A 20,240-nucleotide genomic window follows, 5' to 3' on the forward strand; every position below is an offset into this window, starting at 1 on the left:
CTTATAAAGCTAAAAGCTCTTCCACTTTTTCTTTTAGTTCATTCAGATCATGCGATTTTACCAAGTAAGCATCCGCCAGCCATGAGGTGAAATCATTTTTATATGTTGAATATGCCGAATTTAAAATTACCGGCAGGCCTCTATGCTTACTTCTTATAGCATCTAAAACTTCAAGTCCGTCTGTTTCCTCCATTTTTATATCGAGAATAACTAAGTCGATATCATTGTTGCTGTCAACAGTTGAAAGAGCTGTGCTGCCATTCTCCGCCAAAAGAATATCATACCCATCATCAGCGAATTCTTTCTGGTATAATCTGCGAATTGCCGGTTCGTCATCAACTATTAAAATTTTTCTCATTAGGCCTCCTCATAAGCCGGAAGTTCGAGGTAGAATCTTTTTCCCTCATTATGAGCCGCTTCCAGCCCAATATTACCTCCATAATATTTTAGTATTTCCAAAGAGGTTAAAAACTCTCTCATTTTTTGATGGTTTCCCAAAGCATTAAAGCTTTTATATAAATCGGCGGCAAAATAGCCGTTTGATTCAATAGATTTAAAATATATTAGCGCTTTATTGCCTGATCTTGTTATTGTAAGAGAAATTTGATATTGCGGCGGTCTTATCATTAAGGCTTTTTTTAGAATAATCAACAGGGCTTGGCGGAGCAAGTCGGGGTCGACTTTAATCATCACCTGGTAATCAGAATGAACATCGAAGCCGGACTCATTTGGTTCTGACGAGCTTATAGAAAGAGCCGATTTCACCAGTTCGCCAAGGTTGCAAACACGGTCATCTTTGCTCTGATAATTCATTAAACTGGTAAAATTCTCCAACGCCTGTTCGATTCTTGAAACTTGGTCGATAATCATAGTCAGGTTTTCAAAATCATCATGATCCTTTGATTTTTTCTTTAGCATAAACTTTGAAAAGCCGCCGATGACTGTTAGCGGATTGCGGATTTCATGAGCTACCTGTCCTGCCATTTCAGACAGCACATTAAGTCTTTCAGCTTTAACGATATTTTCGCGGTTCATTAGGATTGTTTCATTAGCTTGTTTAAGCGCCTTAATTTTCTTTTCGAGATTTTTGTACAGCCTAAATTTTTCGATAGAGTCGCTGGCATACCTGGCAAAAATCTCCAGCAGATGGATATCATTATTTGTAATTTTTTTACGTGTAATAAAATTATCGGCAATCAGGACGCCTTGGAGGCATTCATTTCCAACCAACGGCACAACTGCCAGAGGTCCGGGGCCGATTTTCGAGTGAAGTTCTGGATATTCACCGTTGGCTAAAGTTATCTCATCGATAATAATCGATTTTTTCTCAATAGCATGTTTAGCGAAAACATTGTCTTTGTTGTCAAGATAAATGACCAGGTCTTTTATGAACTTGTTAAGAAAGGGACTCCCGGCATCTTCCTTTTTTAGCGCCTCGTCAAACATATGCTCAAGCGATAATTCACCGCTTGAAAGCTTTTGCCAAATTATTCCCGCTTCTTCTGGCGAGGAGGGACCATGAGCAAGCGCGCCTTTCAAACATTTTGGCTCATCACAGGTAAGAAGAATAAAAGCTCGATTAAATCCCAAACCGCTGCCGGCGGTAACTCCGATTAGAACGATTTTAAGAATATCTCTAAGATTATAAGCCCGATTGAAGGCACGTACGGCTTGAGTTATAAGCGACAGAATGAAAAGCTCGGATTCTATGGTTTTAAAAGCAGTATCCTGGCTGATATCATTATAGATTATGCCTATTATTCTATCATCACTTGGGATAGAACCAAAATAGACCGCTTGATTGGGGTTATCTTCATTATAAATCTGCGAGTTATTAGCGATTTCATAAAATCTGCCGGGAGTTTCAGGATTATCGAGATATTGACGAAGCATCGGGAAATAATCAACGATATTTTCACAACGCTGTAATATTTCCGCTGTTTTGCCATGAGATTCACACAGTCGTCCTTGATAATCGACAGTGAAATAATCGGCAATTGAACCGTTGGCCAGTATGGGAAAACCATTTTCCCTAACAGCATTGTCTTTTAGGAGATTAATCATGCATATCCATTTTTAACTGATTTATCCAGGTTGATAATTTTTCTGGAATCGCCCTTAATATAGTCCTCAACAACCAGTGAATCTAAATTTCGGAATTTTTCAGTAATTTGGGCAATAGCCGACGCTTCCTTATCAATAGCTTTCAGTCTTTTTGTTACAGACGGATTTGAGTTCTTCATTGTCATCAATAGGAACTGCGCATTGCCGACGATTATAGCTAACGGGTTGTTTATCTCATGATTTAACGTAGCCGCCATATCGGCAGCAGTCTGTTTCTTTTCAAGTTGGATTAATTTAGCTTGGGCTTGCTGCAATTTTTCATTGATTTCGGTAAGTTTATTATTTTTCTTTTCAAGCCGATATTCATAAATCATTCTCTCGATAGTAACCGCAGTTTCGGCGGCAATAATGCCGACAATCTGCATATCTCTTTCGCTGAAAGCATTAAGTTGATCATGGGCAAAATTTATTACGCCGATTAATTCGTCTTTAAATATCATAGGTATGGACATAAATGACCGCATGTTATTATTGTTATGATTTTTCCGCAGGTTATTCAGCACAACCGGTCTTTTTTCCTTGGCGACCCAGCCGGCAAAACCCATACCCATATCAAACTTAACAAAATCAATCAGATTGACGCTTCGGCCGACTTTTGCCATTTCAATAAGCTGGTCGGTTTCCATAGACACCAAAAACAGGGACGCGGATCTGTAGTCTATTACTTTAGTAATAAGTGTTAAAATTTTTTCGAACGTTTCTTCGTTCGATGGAGAAAGCTGAACTAAAGTGCTTATTTCATAAAGTATAGCTAGTTCTTTTTCGAGCTGACATACAGCATCAACTTTCTTTTTTCGCGGCACCTAACCCTCCTTGGTTAATATTTTGGAGCAGCTATTAATATGTTTTTCTCAAAAAGGGCATCTGCAACCATTTCTAAGAGAGTAGATATTTTAAAAGGTTTGTATACGATTCGATTTATTCCCATTTCTTTTAACGTTTTAATATCCTGATCGCTGGCATTTCCGGTAACTATCAGCATAGATACATCATTTTTCAATAACCGGATTTCCTGTATTAAATTGAAGCCTGATATTCCGGGCATAACAAAATCGAGCAATAAGATATCATATTCGCCGGACCGTAAATAGCTTAATGCCTCAACGCCGTTTGAAGCTGTGTAGATATCGCAGCCAAGATAGCGAGTCAAAGCTTTAGATATAATATCGCGAGACAATTTTTCATCATCAACCACCAATGCTTTATTAAACAATCCGAGTTTAGGTTGATGAGCTTTTTTATACATTTACTGTCTCTTGCCGATTTTTCCGGACTTATACATTTCGTCAGACACTAATTGAATCAATTTTTCTTCCGCCTTGTTTTCACAAAGAATGCGGCGTCCCTGCGACAGGTATAAAGCGCCGTCATGCGGGTTGTTTCTTAATATTTGATAAGATGTAGAACCGTCAATTTTAACCTGAAGGTTTTTTATCATAATCGGATTGTTTTTATTCTTATGATAAAGCTTAACCAAAGCTCCCAGCTTGAAGTTATTTTTATAGATATTAAAAACAAGCGGTATTTTAAGAAACGGCTGTTCTACAACCCAATGGCGTTCCGTTACATCAATCAATACAACAAAGCTATTATCAAGGGAAACATCCCAATGATCAAAATCATCGTGGGAACCTGCAATAGTATTAATCTGAACCTGTTCATTTTGAAAATATTTTTGAAGATGTCGGGAAAAAAGTCGACTGATTCTTGATAAGAAGTCAGGCTCGTATTTATCCTGATTAATATAGGCGATAATATCAATATCCGGCGCCGGTGTTTGTGAATCAACCTGACATGTGCCGGCAAGCAAAACTAATAATATTAACCATGTTATTGATTTCATAAATTGGCTTTCTGCTTTGTTCTTAAATCAACTTGCTGTTTATAAACAAATGCCACAATAAGTTCTTGAAGCGCATCATTGAAAAAATTAGTATCAGGCGGTAAAATCTCAGCTAAATTCCAGGGGATATATTTGGGCACACTTTCTTTCGACAGGAATTCTACTCCGACTAAGTGCTCGCTTTCCAGATTATCAGAGTTCGCTGATTGTTCCGCTCTTTTAACAACTCCGAGAATATTGCTTAAACGTTGATTGTCTTTCATCCAAAAGTTTAAAAGCAGGATATCATTCTGCTTGACAGGTTCGTCGACAGTTATCAGGATGCCGCCGGCAGAGATATTAAGCAGTTCGCCTTTTCTGTCGCCGCTAAAAGCGCCTTTATTATCCGCGCTGGAATCAAGGATTCTGAAAACTATATCGCCGGCTATGTCGATTCGGACGAACCTTCGTTTTTGAGACCTTTTAACTTCCGATACAGGCTTTAATGTGGTCATGTTTTCCCTGTCAGAATCAATAGCGGCAACTATGGCCGTAAAACCGTAGGAGGCATCAGGCCTGTTAAAAACAACCTCGATATTCTGTCCGGGACTCAATTCAAGGTCTCCTGATATTCTTATAGGGCATTCGACAGTTAACGCATCCTTATCTATATCTTCAATACGTGTAATGTAACAGGCAGCACTGTCGTCAATATCCAGTTTTAACTCCAGCCTTTCCCAAAGGTCTAGCATATCTATGGGTTTATTATTTTTATCCTTTTTCATTTTAAAGATCCTTCATGCTCTTTTTTATTTAATCTCGCCTGATCCATACCCATTTCGAGGAGTTTTTTAGCGAAGTTTAAAGTTGAGGCATCACCCTTTTTCCCCATAACCAATTCGCGTCCCATACGAACCATTTGATTAAAATATTGAGCGGCGTTTTTATGGTTTTTTGTTCTGCGTGAAAGCTCGCCTATTAAATAGGCCGCTTGAATCTGTTGAAGTCCATTGCTAATCTGGCCGCCCGACTCGTAAGATTTCTGGTAGTACTCATTAGCTTTAATCAGAGCATCGTTTTCTGAAAAAGGCACTTCATCCCAGCCTTTCTTAACTTCCGATAAAAAATCAAAATAGCCCGGATATTCAAAGAAAGACTGTTCAGATGTTGAGACCTGACCTTTCATGAGAGCTTTCTCGGCATCATTGAAAATATCCATAAGCTTGTCGCCAGCCTGTTTAAGGGGATTTAACGAATCGGTTATTTCACTTATAATCTTTTCAATTCGTTTTTTATACTCATCAGCTTCGGGAACATCTTCAAACTTCATAGTGAAATCATTATCAAGCAGTTCTTTTAAGCCCTGCACTTTATCAGCAAAATCCGGCAGCGTCTTACTGGCTTGGCCGGCAGAACCGCGCAGTTTTGCAAACAGGCCAACAGCAGCATTCGTCTGACTGCCGGCTTTGTCTTTATTGCCGCGGAACAGCCAGGCAATTCTTAGAAAGAATCTTCCTATATCAAGATAGGACGGCCTGGACACGAGTAATTCATCATAGATGCCAAGCAAGAATTTATTTACGGAAGATTCAAAGGGATATTTTGCGGTATCGATATGCAATCCCAACAGTTGAATAACGCCTCCGGCAACGGAATAATTTTTCAGATGTTTTTCTTTGATTGTCTGTAAACGATATGTTTTAAATGACGTATCATTTTGCCATTTTTTAAAGCTGTTATTAAATTCCCTTGTGTAAAAGCATTCTTTGCAAGTTGCCATAAAATACATCAAGGGGTCATGGGCTTGATATAACGGGTCTTGCCAAACTCTTCCTGTTGGACAAAAATCCGTGTCTTTGCCGCTTTCTGTATAGGAACCGGCTCGAATATTTTCAAACTTATTTTTTGTTTTGCACACAGGGCATTCAATAGTGCTATAAAAAAACGGTTCCTGATCTTTGCTCATAATGATTCACCTTTGTTATTTCATTAATTTCTATCGGCATAAGCTGTTTTTCCTGAATATGCAAACTTACCATTAAGCTTCGACTCCAATCATTCTCTTGCCTTTTCCGAGTTTTTCAGAGGCAATCAGCAAGTCAACTTCCGAACGCGAAATCCCCAGTTTTTTGCTAATCATATGAGGATTTTCTCCGCGTCTGATTAGAGTAAGCGCCTGGTTTTCTTTATTCGCGTTTGAAGATTCCTCAGAGACTTTGCGTACTGCTTCGCCATTATGTTTTTTCACATTTTTTTTCTGCTCCAGCTTTTCCGCAATTTCGGAAAGGCGATTTAGCGATTGATTAATTAGTTCAAGATTAGCATGCGCTTCGCTGGTTTGGAATTTTTCCTGTTTGCTAATTTTAATTATTATCAATATTGAAATAATTACGTTAAAAAGCATCAGCGCTGCGGCAAGCCAGGAAACAATCATATACATTATTCCTCCTTAAGCCAAGTAATCGACATTTTTAGAATGTTTTTCTTGGTCGTCATACGATTTATTTTGTTTGTCTTCTTTTTCTTGTTTTCGTTTTTTATCATTTTCTTGATTGTTCTTTTTTTGCTTTTCATCACGATGAATGGCGATTTCATCAGATTTAGGCAAATCGTTCACTTTGCTCTTGCTGTTGGCAACTTTTTTTTGCATCTCCTGCGCAAACTGTTTCTGCGCTTCTTCGGGACTTGACTTCTGAAGATGCTGTATTTTTTCTAAGAGCTGCGTTTTGGAAAGGTTGTCTTGCAAATCGACCGGCCTAACCATAACAACCTCCGGTCATCTTAGATACATTGGTAAATTTAGTCTTTAAAGAGCGAATTTATCTCGAATCATCTGTCTTAAACGCAAAACCGATTTGGTATGGATTTGGGATACTCTGGATTCTGAAATCAGCATAACTTCTCCAATTTCCTTGAGGGTTAATTCTTCATAGTAGTAAAGCGCAACAACCAAACGTTCCTGTTCTGAGAGGGAACTAATAGAATTAATCAAAAACGCTCTTAACTCCGAACGTTCGAGGTCATTTAGAACATTATTTACAGCTTCGTTTTGGATTGTTTCAATTCGAGGAACCTGCCGATTGTCGTCCTCGCGGCAAATTAGTTCATCAAGTGAAAGCAGGGAGGTACATGATACATCTCCGAGAGCCGACAACAAGTCTTTCATTGGGAGATTCATCTGTTTGGCCAGTTCTTTTTCGGAGGGCGACCTGCCTAATTCATTTTCGAGCGCAGTCATTGCTTTTTCGATATTTCTTGATTTAGCCCGAGTTGACCGCGGCACCCAATCCAAGGCTCTCAATTCATCCAAAATTGCACCGCGAATTCTAGGCACTGCATAGGTTTCAAATTTTACACCTCTTGCCGGGTCATAGTTATTAAACGCCTCGATTAGCCCTATTACACCGGTATTGACAAGGTCATTAAATTCCACCGATTTGGGAAATCCCAATGCCATTCGACTGGCTACATTTCTTACAAGTGGAAGATACTCCCTCAATAATTTGTCGCGGGTATAGGGATCTAACGTTTTCTTGTAATTTTCCCATACTACTTGAGTTGCCATAATAATATCCCTTATAAATCTAAACGTTATTATCCAATATATTTTATCGTCATTTGACTGGATGCTTTGTTAACTTCAATAACAATTAATTCTCTCCGTTTCATTTTGCAACTTGCCCTTTAAACGACAAATCCGGGCGAGATTTAAGAAATCAGACCGGGCCGGGCAATCATGTTGACTTAAGAAGAACGGCTGCTGCTCTAAAACCGATAGCGCGAGATGGCGGTCATCATGAATGAAGCCGGCATGATTGAATTTAAAATGCAGGAATTGACTGGTCAGAATATCAAACCTGGTTTCCAACGAAGCCGCCATGTCAGCTGAGTCGACTCGGTTAAACAGAATTCCGCATCTTTGGGCAAGCTCTTCACGATAAAGCGATCTCGCTAAGATATAAGCGCCGGCAATTGAGGTGGGTTCTGGCGTGCTCACAATCACTGGTATTTCAGACAAGCCCGCCAGCGTATATGGAATAGGCCCGACTCCGGTAGGACAGTCAAAAATCGCGAAATCGTTTCCCTGAACCACGCTGACTATCTCTGCCAGAAAGTCCTCCACATCCTTTTCGCCAAGTATTGTCGAACAATGCGCAATTGAGGAGCAATATAAATTAACATTATCGGTAAGGTTGAAATTATTCGAGCCATCGCTTTCACAATTTAGATTTCCCGAATTAGTCAGGTTAACCAAGTCTCCGCTGCCAACGTCAAGCAGAATAGTTTTCATACCCAGCGAACCAAGGCTTAGCGCCAGATTTAAAGCGATTACCGACTTGCCTACTCCGCCCTTGCCGGAAAGCAAGGCAATGCCTGTTACTTCTTCTATTGCCATATCCCCACAGCTTCCATTTCATACTTTGGTTCACTATTGTCGCTGGAATCATCAACAACGAGAGCGCCTGCTAAAGATTCGGGAAGCGCCGGACCAAACTGGCCGGGAATTTCACGCGAGCGGCACAGATAGGAAAGTTTCTTGCCCGAATTAACAACTGCAGTAACTACTCCGCCGCAAGCCTTTGTCTCATCCAGTTTGCTGACAAGGATTTTATTGATTCCGAACTCATTGAAAGAATCAAGCATATTAGCAACATCTTTGGCTGGCGTGGATGCAGGTATTACCAAATGAATTTCATGCGGTTTCGAGGCTCTGATTAGCGACAACAGTTCGCTGATTTCCTCATCGTTGTTTGGGCTAACTCCGGGAGTATCGATTAATATCAATCCTTGTTCCTGTGATTTTATAGCCATCGACAGCTCTTCCGGGGAATAAACGACCCCAAACGGACAGCCGATTATTCTACAGTATGATTTTACCTGTTGACTTGAATCGGCTCTGAAATTATCGGATGTGATAATAGCGATTCTGTCATTGCTTTCGATTTTATAATTCATAGCCAGCCGGGCTATGGCGGATGTTTTACCTGACCCGGTGGGACCGACAAACATCACTACAGTTTTGCCGTCTTTGTTTATCTTTATCGGCTCGCCCATAGGTATAATTGAACACAGCGTCTGTCTGATTTGCGCTTTTATCTCGGGCATTTCAAGGCTTAGCGGATTTTCTGTTTGGGCGAGACGGGATACAATAGATAGAGCCAGCTCCTCTGAGATATTTCTATTAACAAGCTCTCTGCCCGCTTCGAGCATATTGCCTGATAGATTGCCAAAGAAAGTTAAAGCGCGCTTACTTTCCGGTTTTTCCTCTTTTTTCTCCGCCATCGTATTTTTCAACTCGGCAAGCTGTTCAGACAAGCTGTTTAGCCTCTCTACAGTTATTGATTCGGACTGCATAGATTCCATCTCGTTCGCTATACTATTAGCGTTTTCAGATTCAATATCCGGAGACGGTTCGAATCTGGATTTTTTCTCCACTTCGACTGCAGCAGTTACCTCCACACCCTTAAGATTGCCGGGGCCGCCTGCTTTTCTGTTCATCCTGGTTTTCAGGATAACGGCCTGGTCGCCAAGTTCGCTTTTAACTTTGGCTAACGCCTCAGGCATACTGGGCGCGACAAATTTTTTAATTACCATCTGCTAACCTCACTGTTTTTATGCTTTCAACTTCTATTTCCGGGAGCAACTCATTATATGATATTACCGCCAGCGAAGACGCTATAGGCTTGATGAAACGCTTGAACACAAGCCTTATATTGGGCGATACCAAAAGCACAGGAGTATATCCCTGAGCCTGCATCTCCTCGGTTGCCTGAATAATAGCATCGTGAATTTGCTTGGCTATATCCGGCGGCAATGTTAACATTAAACCATGCTTAGTCGATTGGATTGATGACGCCACTTTCTGTTCTATGTCAGGATCGAGACTCATTACTGTCATACCACCGACAGAATTAAGATATAATTCTGTGATAGTGCGGCTTAAGCCGTGTCTTACATATTCCGTAAGGATGTCGGGTTCTTTTGTTGAGGCGACAAAATCGCTGATTGTTTCCAATATTGTTGGCAGGTCTTTAATAGGCACTCTTTCCTCAAGCAGGTTTTGCAAGACTTTTTGGATAACGCCATGATTGACCTGCCCCGGCACCAACTCATCGACTAAGGCGCTATTATCGGTTTTTATATTTTCTATCAAGTTTGATGTTTCCTGCCGAGTTATGAATTCTGCGGCGTTTGATTTTACAATCTCGGTTAAATGAGTAGCCAGCACTGAGACCGGTTCGACAACGGTATAACCACTCTTTTCAGCCAATGCTTTGGAACTTTCGCTAACCCATCTTGCCTCTAAACCAAAGGCGGGTTCTTTAACATCCTGTCCCTCTACCGGCTCGGTAATAAAACCGGGATTTATTGCCAGATACTGACCGGGGTAAAGTTCTGACGAGGCTACTTTATGGCCGCGGATTTTAATTTGATACTCATTTGGCTGAAGCTGAATATTATCCCTGATTCTAATCGGCGGCACTAAAAACCCCATATCGGCGGCAATCTGCCGTCGAATCATGCTGATACGATCGAGTAGATCATTGCCTTGGGAAATATCAACCAAAGGGATAAGAGCATAACCAATCTCAACTTCCATAGCATCCACTTTTAAATATTCTTCCATCTTTTCAGGGGGCGGCAGTTCCCTTGTTTCCTCGCCAGCCTCAGCGGTTTTCTCTTTTTTCTTCTTAGCCTGAATAGATGTATAAGCCAAAAAGCCGGTTACTCCGCCTAAAAGCATGAATGGAATGGTCGGCATACCGGGGATAATTCCAAAGAATGTTAAGATAAACGCCGCTACCATAATCGCCCTGGGCTGCGTGGTTAACTGGTGAGCTAAATCTTTGCCAAGGTTTGATTCTGAGGCGGCACGCGTAACAATAATACCGGCTGAGGTAGAAACGATAAGCGCAGGTATCTGAGTAACGAGACCGTCGCCTACTGTCAGGAGGGTATATGTTGTCAGGGCTTCGCCGATGGCCATTGAGTTTTGGACAACGCCGATAATGATACCGGCGATAATATTAATTAGCGTGATTAATATACCGGCAATAGCATCACCGCGAACGAATTTTGAGGCGCCATCCATTGCGCCGTAGAAATCCGCCTCTTTACTGATATCAAGCCGACGTTTTCTGGCTTCATCCTCGCTAATCAGGCCGGCATTTAAGTCTGCATCGATTGCCATCTGTTTGCCGGGCATAGCATCTAAGGTAAAACGCGCGCCAACTTCGGCAATTCTACCGGCGCCTTTGGTAATTACAACAAATTGAATAATCACTAAAATACAGAAGATGATAAAGCCAACGATATAATTGCCGCCAACTACGAAATTACCAAACGAGGAGATAACTTCGCCGGCATAAGCCTGACCGAGAATCAACCTGGTTGAGGCGACATTTAATGACAGCCTGAACAGTGTTATAATCAGAAGCATGCCAGGGAATACCGAGAGGTCAAGCGGCTTGGTGATATACATTGTTACCAGCAAAATCACTAACGAAATGGTGATATTGAGAGCCAGCATGAAATCTAAAAACTCTGGGGGCACCGGTAATATAAGTATGCCCAGTATGGCTACTACCAAAACCGCCAGAACGATATCCGAATGCTCGGTGAATTTTGCCAGCATCGGTTTTTCGGTTTTAGTCAAATCAGCCATTAGGCTTTACCTTTTAATTTGTAAACATACGCCAGTACCTCGGCAACCGCCTTATACAGCCTGGCGGGAACATACATGCCAATGTCAACAGCCTCAAACAGCGCTCTGGCTAATGGTTTATTTTCAACAACCGGGATTTTAAACTTTTTGGCTATATCTTTAATTCTCTCCGCCATAAGCCGTTCGCCCTTGGCTATTACTTTTGGCGCCGACATAGCCTGAGCATCATATTTTAAACCCACAGCAATATGGGTCGGGTTGGTAACCACGACATCCGCCTCTTCCACATCTTTGAGCATGCGGGCATGAGCCATTTCGCGCTGAATGCGTCTTATTCTCATTTTGATAAGAGGGTCGCCTTCGTATTGTTTATGCTCATCTTTAATTTCCTGTTTTGTCATCCGGAGATTTTTTTCAAAGTCATATTTTTGATAAGCGTAATCCAAAATTGCTAAAATCAGCAATACTCCGGCAGCCCTTAATACGATTTTTACGGCAATCTTCATGGCAAATATAAGAATTTGGACAATTTCCTGGTCGGCTAAGGGGATATAGTTGGCCATTTCGCCTTTATAGGTTATGTAAACAACATACGCTATTAGCGACACTTTTAATGTATCGCGAATAAGACTAAATAATGTCTTGGTCGAAAACATCCTTTTAAACCCTTTAATCACATCCAATTTATCAAATTTGGGTGAGAGTGACTCGGGGGTAATGCGTACGCCAACTTGAGCTATATTTATAAGAAGACCGGTTACCGTTAAAAGAATAAGCAAGGGGGCGAGCACTTTTACTAAAATTGAGCCATTTGCCATAAAGATTTCTTGGAATTTGTTAACGGTAATATCAATGCCGATCATATCAATATTGAAATAGAAAGCATTGACTAAGTTTGAATAGATGTAACTGGAAAAGATAACTAAACCAAGCATTCCCATAAATATTATAAATATGGAGTTAAGCTCCTGCGATTTGGCAACCTGGCCTTTTTTTCGCGACTCCTCTTTCTTTCGGGGAGTCGCCTGTTCAGTTTTTTCGTCTTTGCTTTTTTCTTCAGCCATAACTACGCCGGCCTTAAAGCCCAGATAAGGTTACTAAGGTTATTGTCCAATCCCTGTAAAAGCTTGGAAAACACATACCCGAATATAGGCAGTGATATTCCCAGCATTAACAGACCAAGACCTATTTTAAGAGGGAAACCGATAATAAAAATATTCATCTGGGGAACAGTACGCGCAATAATACCCAGAGAAATACTCAATAAAAACATGGTAACAATACATGGAGCGCCAAGTTTTATAGCCAAGGCGATAGTGTTAACCGAGGCTTTAATCATAAGCTCCGCTGAAGCATTGGAAAAGTTTATTTGTCCTAATGGTATCACCTGGAAACTTCCGGAAATAGCCGAAATCACCATGTGATGGCCATTAAGAGCTAAAAATATCAGCATCACGATAATAAACTGGAACTGTCCTATTATAGGAACCTGCTCCGATGAATTGGGATCTATAACATTAACGATGCCAAATCCCATCTGAAGGCCTATGATATTGCCGGCAAACTGAACGGCTAAAAATATCATTAATGAGATAAAACCAATAGCCAAACCAGCGGCAACCTCTTTTACGAGAACTGCTGTCATGCCAAATAATTCAGCGGGTAGATTAATAGGACGGGTTGGGATTGTTGGCAGTAAAATCAAACTGAAGATAATAATAAAACCGATTTTCGCCATTTTAGGTACATTTCGATGGCCAAAAACCGGAGCTACTGACATAATTCCGCCAACCCTCAACATTACCAACAAAAGCTTTTCAAATTCGAGCGCACTTAACTGCAAAAGCGACATTAAACACAATCCTCCTGTTCAGACATTGAGCAAAGCTTGTGCCCAACCATCAAACACAAACAGTTTATCTTATCGCCTTATGTATCTTTATGTTACGGCTGTTGTTTAAACCGTTAAAGAAAGCTGGAAATAATATTTGGAAAAATATTCCGGTAATTTTATGAAGCTTTTTCCAAACAGGATTTTATAATTAATGAAATTTAGGCACGATTTTATATTACATTTGTTGTCAGAAGTAACTTCTGACAACACCTTTCTTACGTCAGGTCCCCGCACCTGACAGCGCAGCATTGCTATAAATCGATATCATTACACATTTTTGTAAAAAAATAACCTCCCGGAAAAGTGAAGTATTAGCCAACGTTCGGCATCCAAATCCTCTGTCAGTGGCTGGGGCAGTTAAATTGCATAACCATATAACGTGTTAACGCAGATATTATTCCTCTCTTGAGCGGGATTATGGTGGTTGGTGTATGTCCTCGTGCACCAACATTTTATTATTCCCTTCTTGAGAGGGGCCAGGGGTGTGTTTTTAACGCTATATATTCAATATAATTCTGGAAAATTTTTAATTTATTTACATTCAACTATAAAATCCGGAATTAATTGTTGGGTGTGATATAGAAATTTTAGGGGAATCCTATTTCACAATGTCTTGATTTGCAGTTATGATTTTATTATTATTATTAATGAAGCAGGAGGCGAAATGAAAGGTATCGTACTGGCGGGCGGTCTGGGCACACGGCTTTATCCGTTAACCAAGATTACGAATAAACATCTTTTGCCAGTTTATGATAAGCCGATGATTTTTTATCCTATTCAGACGCTCGTTAATGCCGGTATTAAGGATATTATGATTGTAACAGGCGGTAATAATGCCGGTGATTTTTTAAAGCTTTTGGGCAACGGCTCAGAGTTTGGGTTAGAACATCTGCATTTTACATATCAGGCGCAAGAGGGCGGTATTGCCGAGGCTATTGGTTTATGCGAATATTTTTCTGAAGGCAAAAATGTGATTATCGTTCTGGGCGATAATATTCTGGGTGGAAATATTATAGGCAGCGTAAATCGATATAAGAAGCAAAAAGAAGGGGCGATGATATTTTTAAAAAAGGTTAAAAATCCCCAAGAATATGGAGTCGCCGAATTTGAAAATCGAAAGATAGTTAAAATTGTTGAAAAACCTGTTCATCCTAAAAGCAATCTGGCTGTGATAGGAGTATATATTTATGATAGCCGGATATTCGATATTATAAAAACCCTCAAGCCCTCCAACCGTGGAGAACTGGAAATTACCGATGTCAATAATGCTTATATTCGCAAGGGTCTCATGTCGTACGCTATGCTTAATGGCGGCTGGGCTGATGCTGGCGAATCAATAGATGGCTACAATAATACTATAAATTTTGTCCGCAAATATGGCGCAAATAAACTTTAAATCAACACAGGCACATAAACTGCGTATGAAGAAGATGACCTGCATATATTATCCGCATAAACCCGAAACCACTTTTTGGAAAATAATAAATGATAATAAAAAAGACAAAACTTGAGGGCTTAGTTATAATAGAGCCGGAAGTGTTTCGCGATAATCGAGGATTTTTTACCGAAAGCTATTCAAAACGCACTCTAAAGAATTACGGCTTCATTTTCGATATGGTTCAGGATAACCACTCGCTGAGTTTCGAGGAAGGGACAATCAGGGGACTTCATTATCAGCTAAATCCTAAAGCGCAGACAAAAATAGTCAGGGCACTGAGAGGCTCATTTATGGATGTCGCTGTGGATATACGCAAAGGAAGCCCGACATTCGGCAAATGGGAAAGCATAATACTAACTGCCGAAAATATGAAACAGGTTATCATTCCCAAAGGGTTCGCGCATGGCATATGCACCACGGCACCCAATACTGAAGTGTTTTACAAGGTCGATCAGTTTTATAATTCTGAGTATGAGCGGGCAATTCGCTGGGATGATCCCGAGCTGGCGATTGACTGGCCATACGTCAAGTGCATTCTTTCCGACAAAGACCGCAAGGCGCCGTTTTTTCCCGAGGCGGAAATTAATTTTATTTATAAGGATACTCGATGAAAACAGTATTAGTAACCGGCGCCGGAGGGTATATCGGCAGTGTTCTTACACCGAAGCTTCTGCAAAAGGGTTATCATATTAAAGCAATTGACAGGTTTTTCTTTGGCCTTGAAAAGCTGAGTTCGCATGTCAATCTCGAAATCATAAGGGATGACTCCCGTCGATTGACCGACGACCATTTTAAAGATGTCGATTACGTTATTGACCTTGTCGCTCTCTCCAATGATCCTGCCAGCGAGATGTTTAGCGATGCCACTTGGGAGATAAATTATCAAAGCCGCGTAAACAACGCCAAGCGAGCAAAAAAAATGGGAGTTAAACGGTATATCCTGCCCTCAAGCTGCAGCATTTATGGTTTTACTGAGGATATTGTCGATGAGACTTCAAGAACGAATCCGCTTTCAACATATTCGAAAGCTAATAAAAAAGCGGAACAGGGCGTCCTTCCCTTAGCGGATGATAATTTCGCAGTGATTGTAATGAGGCAGGCTACTGTTTTTGGCTTTAGTCCGCGCATGAGATTTGACTTAGCTATAAACGGCATGACCTATGGCGCCTGGAAAACACATAAATTACCCCTTATGAGAGACGGGTCGCAATATCGGCCGATGGTGCATGTTCAAGATACTACGGATGTGATGCTGCTTTTGCTTGAACATGATTCAGATATGATAAGCGGCCAGATTTTTAATGTCGGAAGCGAGCAATGCAATTATCAGATTAGAAGCCTTGCCGGAATTGTATCGGATGTGGTAAGCAGAATGACTAACTCTAAGGTTGATATCGAATGGTACGGCGACCCCGACCATCGCAGTTATCGCGTTAATTTCAGCAAGATTGAAAAGACGCTCAACTGGCAAGCAAAGTATAGCGGCGAGAATGGAGTTGTTGAGATTGTAGAAGCATTAAAAAATGGGCAAACGGATAAAACATCAAAAACCATTACGCTTCAATGGTACAACGAATTAGTAAAATGGCATAAGATTATTAAGAGCGTGGAAAAATATGGCGGAATATTCGATATCGAATAGGAAGTATTAATTAATGAACTTTTTGCAAATAAATTTATTTATAGTCATCGCGAGGAGTGGAACGACGAAGCGGTCTCTGTATCCACATAGATTGCTTCGCTTTGCTCTCAATGACTTCTATTGGTGTTTTAAGAAAACCACAACTTTAAATCATTTTGCAAGTAGTTCTAATGAATAGAGTTCTTATTACCGGCGCTAGCGGCTTGCTTGGACAGTATTTAGTTAAACAGCTTATATTTGAAAAGCCCGACAATAAAACTCCGGATATATTAGCCATCGATTTAGCGGCAAATCCTTTTGAGAACTCCGGCAGATTGTCATATCATCAACTTGATTTAACCGGTTTTTCTTCTGTCAGAGCTATTATCTATGATTTCAAACCCGATTATATTTTTAACTGCGCCGCCTATAACAATGTCGATGACTGTGAAGTCAACTATAAGCTGGCAGATGATTTGAATACCGGTATTGTTGAAAATCTATTAAGCTGTTCGTTTAATAAGCTTATACATTTCTCATCGGATTATATTTTTTCCGGTCAAAACGGCCCCTATTCAGAGTTGGCAATTCCCGACCCTATTAATTATTATGGGTATACCAAACTTCAATCGGAAAAAATTCTTCAGGCTTCTAAGAAGAATTATCTTGTGATTCGCACCAATGTTCTATATGGCGATGGAATAAATCTGCGGCATAATTTTATCACCTGGCTGATTGATAGTTTGCGTACAGATAAAGAAATTAATGTCGTTACTGACCAGTTTAACAACCCTACTCATGCCGGTAATTTGGCAGGCGCGGCAATCGAGGCGGCGAAAATGGATTATTTCAAGGTTCTAAACATTGCCGGGGCAGATTATCTTTCGCGGTATGACATAGCGATAAAAACCGCCGAACATTTCAAACTTGATGCAAATTTGATAAAGCCTATAAAAACCGCCATGCTCGGTCAGATTGCCGAAAGACCGCATAAAGGAGGGTTTAATATCGATAAGGCTAAGAAGATTCTTAAAACAAGGCTTATTGGTTTGCCTGAGGGGTTGGAAATGATGAGGGATTATTTTGAGCGCAGGGGTTTCCGGTAATACTATCCTCCAAAAAGTAAACTTGCAGCGGGATTATTGAGCGCAGGGGTTTCCGCCTGAGGCGGATTGCCCTATTTCTACTTCTCATTGTGTGTCAAAGGGCGTATGCAATACGCCCCTACGCTCTGGTATTAAATAAGCTGCAATATTTTAAACACGCTTAACTGCAAAATTTGCTTTTATTCATCCAGAATAAACCTCGCATCAACAGCCTTAGACTGGCTGGCGTTTTTGCCGGCTATAAAAGGATTTATATCAATCGATTTAAACTGTGGGAAATCAGATACCAACTGAGATAACTTGAGAAGCGTTTGCTCTAGTACTTTTAGTTCGACTCCCGCAGCACCGCGGAAACCCTCAAGAAGCGGATAGCCTTTAACCAAACGCAGCATCTCATGCGCATCCTGCTCTGTCAGCGGGTGCGCTTTTAGGGAAACATCCTTTAATACCTCGACATGAATGCCGCCCAAGCCGAACATTATTAATGGCCCGAATGAGGGATCGTTATTCATACCCATAATTGTTTCGATGCCTCCGACTACCATCTGCTGAATGTATACTCCGGCAAATTCATCATCCACGCGGCTGAATTTTTTCTTCATGGCTTTGAAAGCGTTTACGGTTTCGCTTTTGGTTTGAAGATTGATAATCACACCGCCAACATCCGTTTTGTGCGAAACAGAGGGGTCGTTGATTTTCATAGCAATAGGGAATTTGATTTTTGTTAATGCTTTGGTTAATTCGGGCTGAGTTTTAGCAACTGCTGATTTCGGCACGCTGATGCCGTACGCCTTTAAAATCTGCATCGCCTCATCGCCGAGAATTGCCTTATAGCCATTTGCTTTTGCTGATTTTACAATTCGTTCTACCGTATTTTTTTTAACGGTAAATATTGGCGGTTTAGCCGCCGGTTTTTCGAGCATTTTTCTATACTCAGCCATTGCCGACAATGCCCTGACAGCGGATTCGGGAAACAGATAATCGGGGATACTATTTTCGTACAAAAGTTCGGCACCGGCGATACCATCCGGCGCGCCCATCAGGCATGAAAGCACGGTTTTTTTATTGCCGGATAGCTTAATTTTTTCAACAACTGAACTAATAACGGCTTTTGAATCGACGAGTATCGGCGGCACAAATATTACCAGTACACCATCGACATTTTTATCAGCCAATACAGCTTTAACCGCCGCCCCATAAGCATCCGGACCGCCTGAAGCGATAACATCGATAGGATTATTAACGGCGGCTACAGCTAAAAGATTTTCCCGCAGATATTCGATTGTCTTTTTCTCAAAGCGCGCCATTTTCAAGCCCAGACTTTCTATTGCATCGGTAGCCAGCACACCGGGACCGCCGGCATTGGTTATAACCGCGATTCTATCACCCTTTAGAAGCGGCTGGCTGTCAAATGCCTTGGCGATATCGAAAAGCTCGTCTATTGAAAGGGCGCGTATAATGCCGCACTGTTTGAATACGGCATCGGTAGCAGCATCGCCGCCGGCAAGTACGCCAGTGTGCGAACTGATAGCTTTAGCGCCTGCTTCGGTGCGTCCGGCCCTAACTGCGAAAACAGGCTTAGTGCGGGTGATTTTTTTGGCAAGGTTTATAAACTTTTCCGCCTGTTCGATATTTTCCAGATAAAGAAGTATCATCTCGGTGCGCGGGTCATCATAGCAATACTGCATCACATCGATATCGGAGATATCAGCCTTGTTGCCGATTGAGGCAAACAGCGAGAACCCGAGGTTGAGCTTGTTGGTGTAGTCAATAACCACCTCACCCAGAGCGCCCGATTGCGACATGAAAGCCACCTTGCCGCAAAGAGGATTCTGCTTGGAAAAAGTGCTGTTTAGCGAAAATTCAGGGTCGGTGTTAAGCACGCCGTAGCAATTGGGACCTACCATCCGCATATTGTATTTTTTCACAATCTCGATTAGCGTATTTTCCAACTCGATACCCTCGCCGCCTATCTCTTTGAATCCGGCTGTGATAGTTATTACGCCCTTAACACCCTTTTGACCGCACTGCTCAAGCGATGGTATAACGAAATTGCGGGGAACGACGATAATTGCCAAGTCGATTTCTTCCGGTATATCCATCACCGAGGGGTAGCATTGCAGCCAATCAATTTTATCGGCTTTGGGATTCACCGGAAATATTTTGCCTTTATATTCAAATCGCAGCAGGTTATTGACGATAACATTGCCGATTGAACCGGGCTTATTGGAGGCGCCGATTACGGCAATTGTTTTCGGTTTAAATATCGCATCAAGGTTTGTTGTCATCTTTAAATCTCCCATTTGAATTATTTTCAATTTCTGGAAGTTAAGTTGCGAGGATAGATTGGGCAAGGAATAATTTTATATGTTAGCGATTCTTAAGCCCTGATTTTGCAATAGAATTACAAATAAATTAATATATTTATTCGGAATTATGTTGAGCATTTAACATTAAAACACACCCTTAACCCCTCTCAAGAAGGGAATAATAGAATGTTCGTGCATGAGGATGTGTGTCGCCCACATAAATTATCATTATAGCGGTTATAACGTTGAGATTGCCGCGC

General features: G+C 41.1%; 20 protein-coding genes. 4 read left to right on the plus strand and 16 right to left on the minus strand.

Translation table 11 applies throughout. The annotated features are described in order from the left end of the window. Position 1 precedes the first annotated feature (1 nt). The 15 genes from J7K40_08585 to fliR form a co-directional block, all read right to left on the minus strand. On the minus strand, positions 2–358 hold the full coding sequence (locus J7K40_08585; protein MCD6162453.1) for a response regulator: 357 nt from the start codon (positions 356–358) through the stop codon (positions 2–4). Further along, entirely contained in the window at positions 358–2,064 is a 1,707-nt protein-coding gene (locus J7K40_08590) for a hypothetical protein (protein MCD6162454.1), read from the minus strand. Before J7K40_08590 ends, J7K40_08585 begins: the two co-directional genes overlap by 1 nt. Beyond that, entirely contained in the window at positions 2,061–2,927 is an 867-nt protein-coding gene (locus J7K40_08595; GenBank protein ID MCD6162455.1) for a GAF domain-containing protein, read from the minus strand. Before J7K40_08595 ends, J7K40_08590 begins: the two co-directional genes overlap by 4 nt. A gap of 14 nt (positions 2,928–2,941) precedes the next feature. After that, positions 2,942–3,370 (minus strand): response regulator, encoded by a 429-nt coding sequence (locus tag J7K40_08600; protein ID MCD6162456.1) that lies wholly within the window; start codon positions 3,368–3,370, stop codon positions 2,942–2,944. After that, a complete protein-coding gene (locus J7K40_08605; GenBank protein MCD6162457.1) occupies positions 3,371–3,967 on the minus strand; it encodes a hypothetical protein in 597 nt (198 codons plus the stop codon). It abuts the gene before it with no gap. Further along, positions 3,964–4,731, minus strand: a complete 768-nt coding sequence (locus tag J7K40_08610) for a PilZ domain-containing protein (protein ID MCD6162458.1) — start codon at positions 4,729–4,731, stop codon at positions 3,964–3,966. The genes J7K40_08605 and J7K40_08610 overlap by 4 nt, the downstream gene beginning before the upstream one ends. Continuing rightward, positions 4,728–5,912, minus strand: a complete 1,185-nt coding sequence (locus J7K40_08615) for a DUF2225 domain-containing protein (protein MCD6162459.1) — start codon at positions 5,910–5,912, stop codon at positions 4,728–4,730. Before J7K40_08615 ends, J7K40_08610 begins: the two co-directional genes overlap by 4 nt. Before the next feature lie 72 nt (positions 5,913–5,984). Beyond that, positions 5,985–6,386: a hypothetical protein gene (locus J7K40_08620; GenBank protein MCD6162460.1), complete on the minus strand. Its 402-nt coding sequence runs from the start codon at positions 6,384–6,386 to the stop codon at positions 5,985–5,987. 9 nt (positions 6,387–6,395) lie between these two features. Next, positions 6,396–6,710, minus strand: coding sequence for a hypothetical protein (locus J7K40_08625; protein ID MCD6162461.1), 315 nt, complete (start codon positions 6,708–6,710; stop codon positions 6,396–6,398). A gap of 42 nt (positions 6,711–6,752) precedes the next feature. After that, positions 6,753–7,511, minus strand: a complete 759-nt coding sequence (locus tag J7K40_08630; GenBank protein MCD6162462.1) for a FliA/WhiG family RNA polymerase sigma factor — start codon at positions 7,509–7,511, stop codon at positions 6,753–6,755. A gap of 75 nt (positions 7,512–7,586) precedes the next feature. Then, positions 7,587–8,342 (minus strand): P-loop NTPase, encoded by a 756-nt coding sequence (locus J7K40_08635; GenBank protein MCD6162463.1) that lies wholly within the window; start codon positions 8,340–8,342, stop codon positions 7,587–7,589. After that, positions 8,333–9,541, minus strand: a complete 1,209-nt coding sequence (gene flhF / locus J7K40_08640; GenBank protein ID MCD6162464.1) for a flagellar biosynthesis protein FlhF — start codon at positions 9,539–9,541, stop codon at positions 8,333–8,335. The genes J7K40_08635 and flhF overlap by 10 nt, the downstream gene beginning before the upstream one ends. Beyond that, positions 9,531–11,612 carry a flagellar biosynthesis protein FlhA gene (gene flhA, locus J7K40_08645; protein ID MCD6162465.1) on the minus strand — a complete coding sequence of 694 codons (2,082 nt, stop codon included), beginning with the start codon at positions 11,610–11,612 and terminating at the stop codon, positions 9,531–9,533. The genes flhF and flhA overlap by 11 nt, the downstream gene beginning before the upstream one ends. Beyond that, a complete protein-coding gene (flhB, locus tag J7K40_08650; protein ID MCD6162466.1) occupies positions 11,612–12,676 on the minus strand; it encodes a flagellar biosynthesis protein FlhB in 1,065 nt (354 codons plus the stop codon). Before flhB ends, flhA begins: the two co-directional genes overlap by 1 nt. Positions 12,677–12,678: 2 nt before the next feature. Beyond that, entirely contained in the window at positions 12,679–13,464 is a 786-nt protein-coding gene (fliR, locus tag J7K40_08655; protein ID MCD6162467.1) for a flagellar type III secretion system protein FliR, read from the minus strand. Positions 13,465–14,170: 706 nt separating this feature from the next. Between fliR and J7K40_08660 the strand changes: the two genes are divergently transcribed. The 4 genes from J7K40_08660 to J7K40_08675 all read left to right on the plus strand — a co-directional run bounded on the left by J7K40_08660 (position 14,171) and on the right by J7K40_08675 (position 17,671). Next, positions 14,171–14,902 (plus strand): NTP transferase domain-containing protein, encoded by a 732-nt coding sequence (locus tag J7K40_08660; GenBank protein MCD6162468.1) that lies wholly within the window; start codon positions 14,171–14,173, stop codon positions 14,900–14,902. A gap of 89 nt (positions 14,903–14,991) precedes the next feature. Next, a complete protein-coding gene (gene rfbC / locus J7K40_08665) occupies positions 14,992–15,555 on the plus strand; it encodes a dTDP-4-dehydrorhamnose 3,5-epimerase (protein ID MCD6162469.1) in 564 nt (187 codons plus the stop codon). Continuing rightward, positions 15,552–16,586, plus strand: coding sequence for an SDR family oxidoreductase (locus J7K40_08670; GenBank protein ID MCD6162470.1), 1,035 nt, complete (start codon positions 15,552–15,554; stop codon positions 16,584–16,586). Before rfbC ends, J7K40_08670 begins: the two co-directional genes overlap by 4 nt. Before the next feature lie 170 nt (positions 16,587–16,756). After that, positions 16,757–17,671, plus strand: a complete 915-nt coding sequence (locus J7K40_08675) for an SDR family oxidoreductase (GenBank protein ID MCD6162471.1) — start codon at positions 16,757–16,759, stop codon at positions 17,669–17,671. A gap of 179 nt (positions 17,672–17,850) precedes the next feature. On the opposite strand, the gene J7K40_08680 is transcribed toward J7K40_08675, so the two are convergent. Next, entirely contained in the window at positions 17,851–19,989 is a 2,139-nt protein-coding gene (locus J7K40_08680; GenBank protein ID MCD6162472.1) for an acetate--CoA ligase family protein, read from the minus strand. Between the last annotated feature and the right edge of the window lie 251 nt (positions 19,990–20,240).

This window comes from Candidatus Zixiibacteriota bacterium, assembly GCA_021159005.1.
GTDB lineage: Bacteria > Zixibacteria > MSB-5A5 > UBA10806 > 4484-95 > JAGGSN01.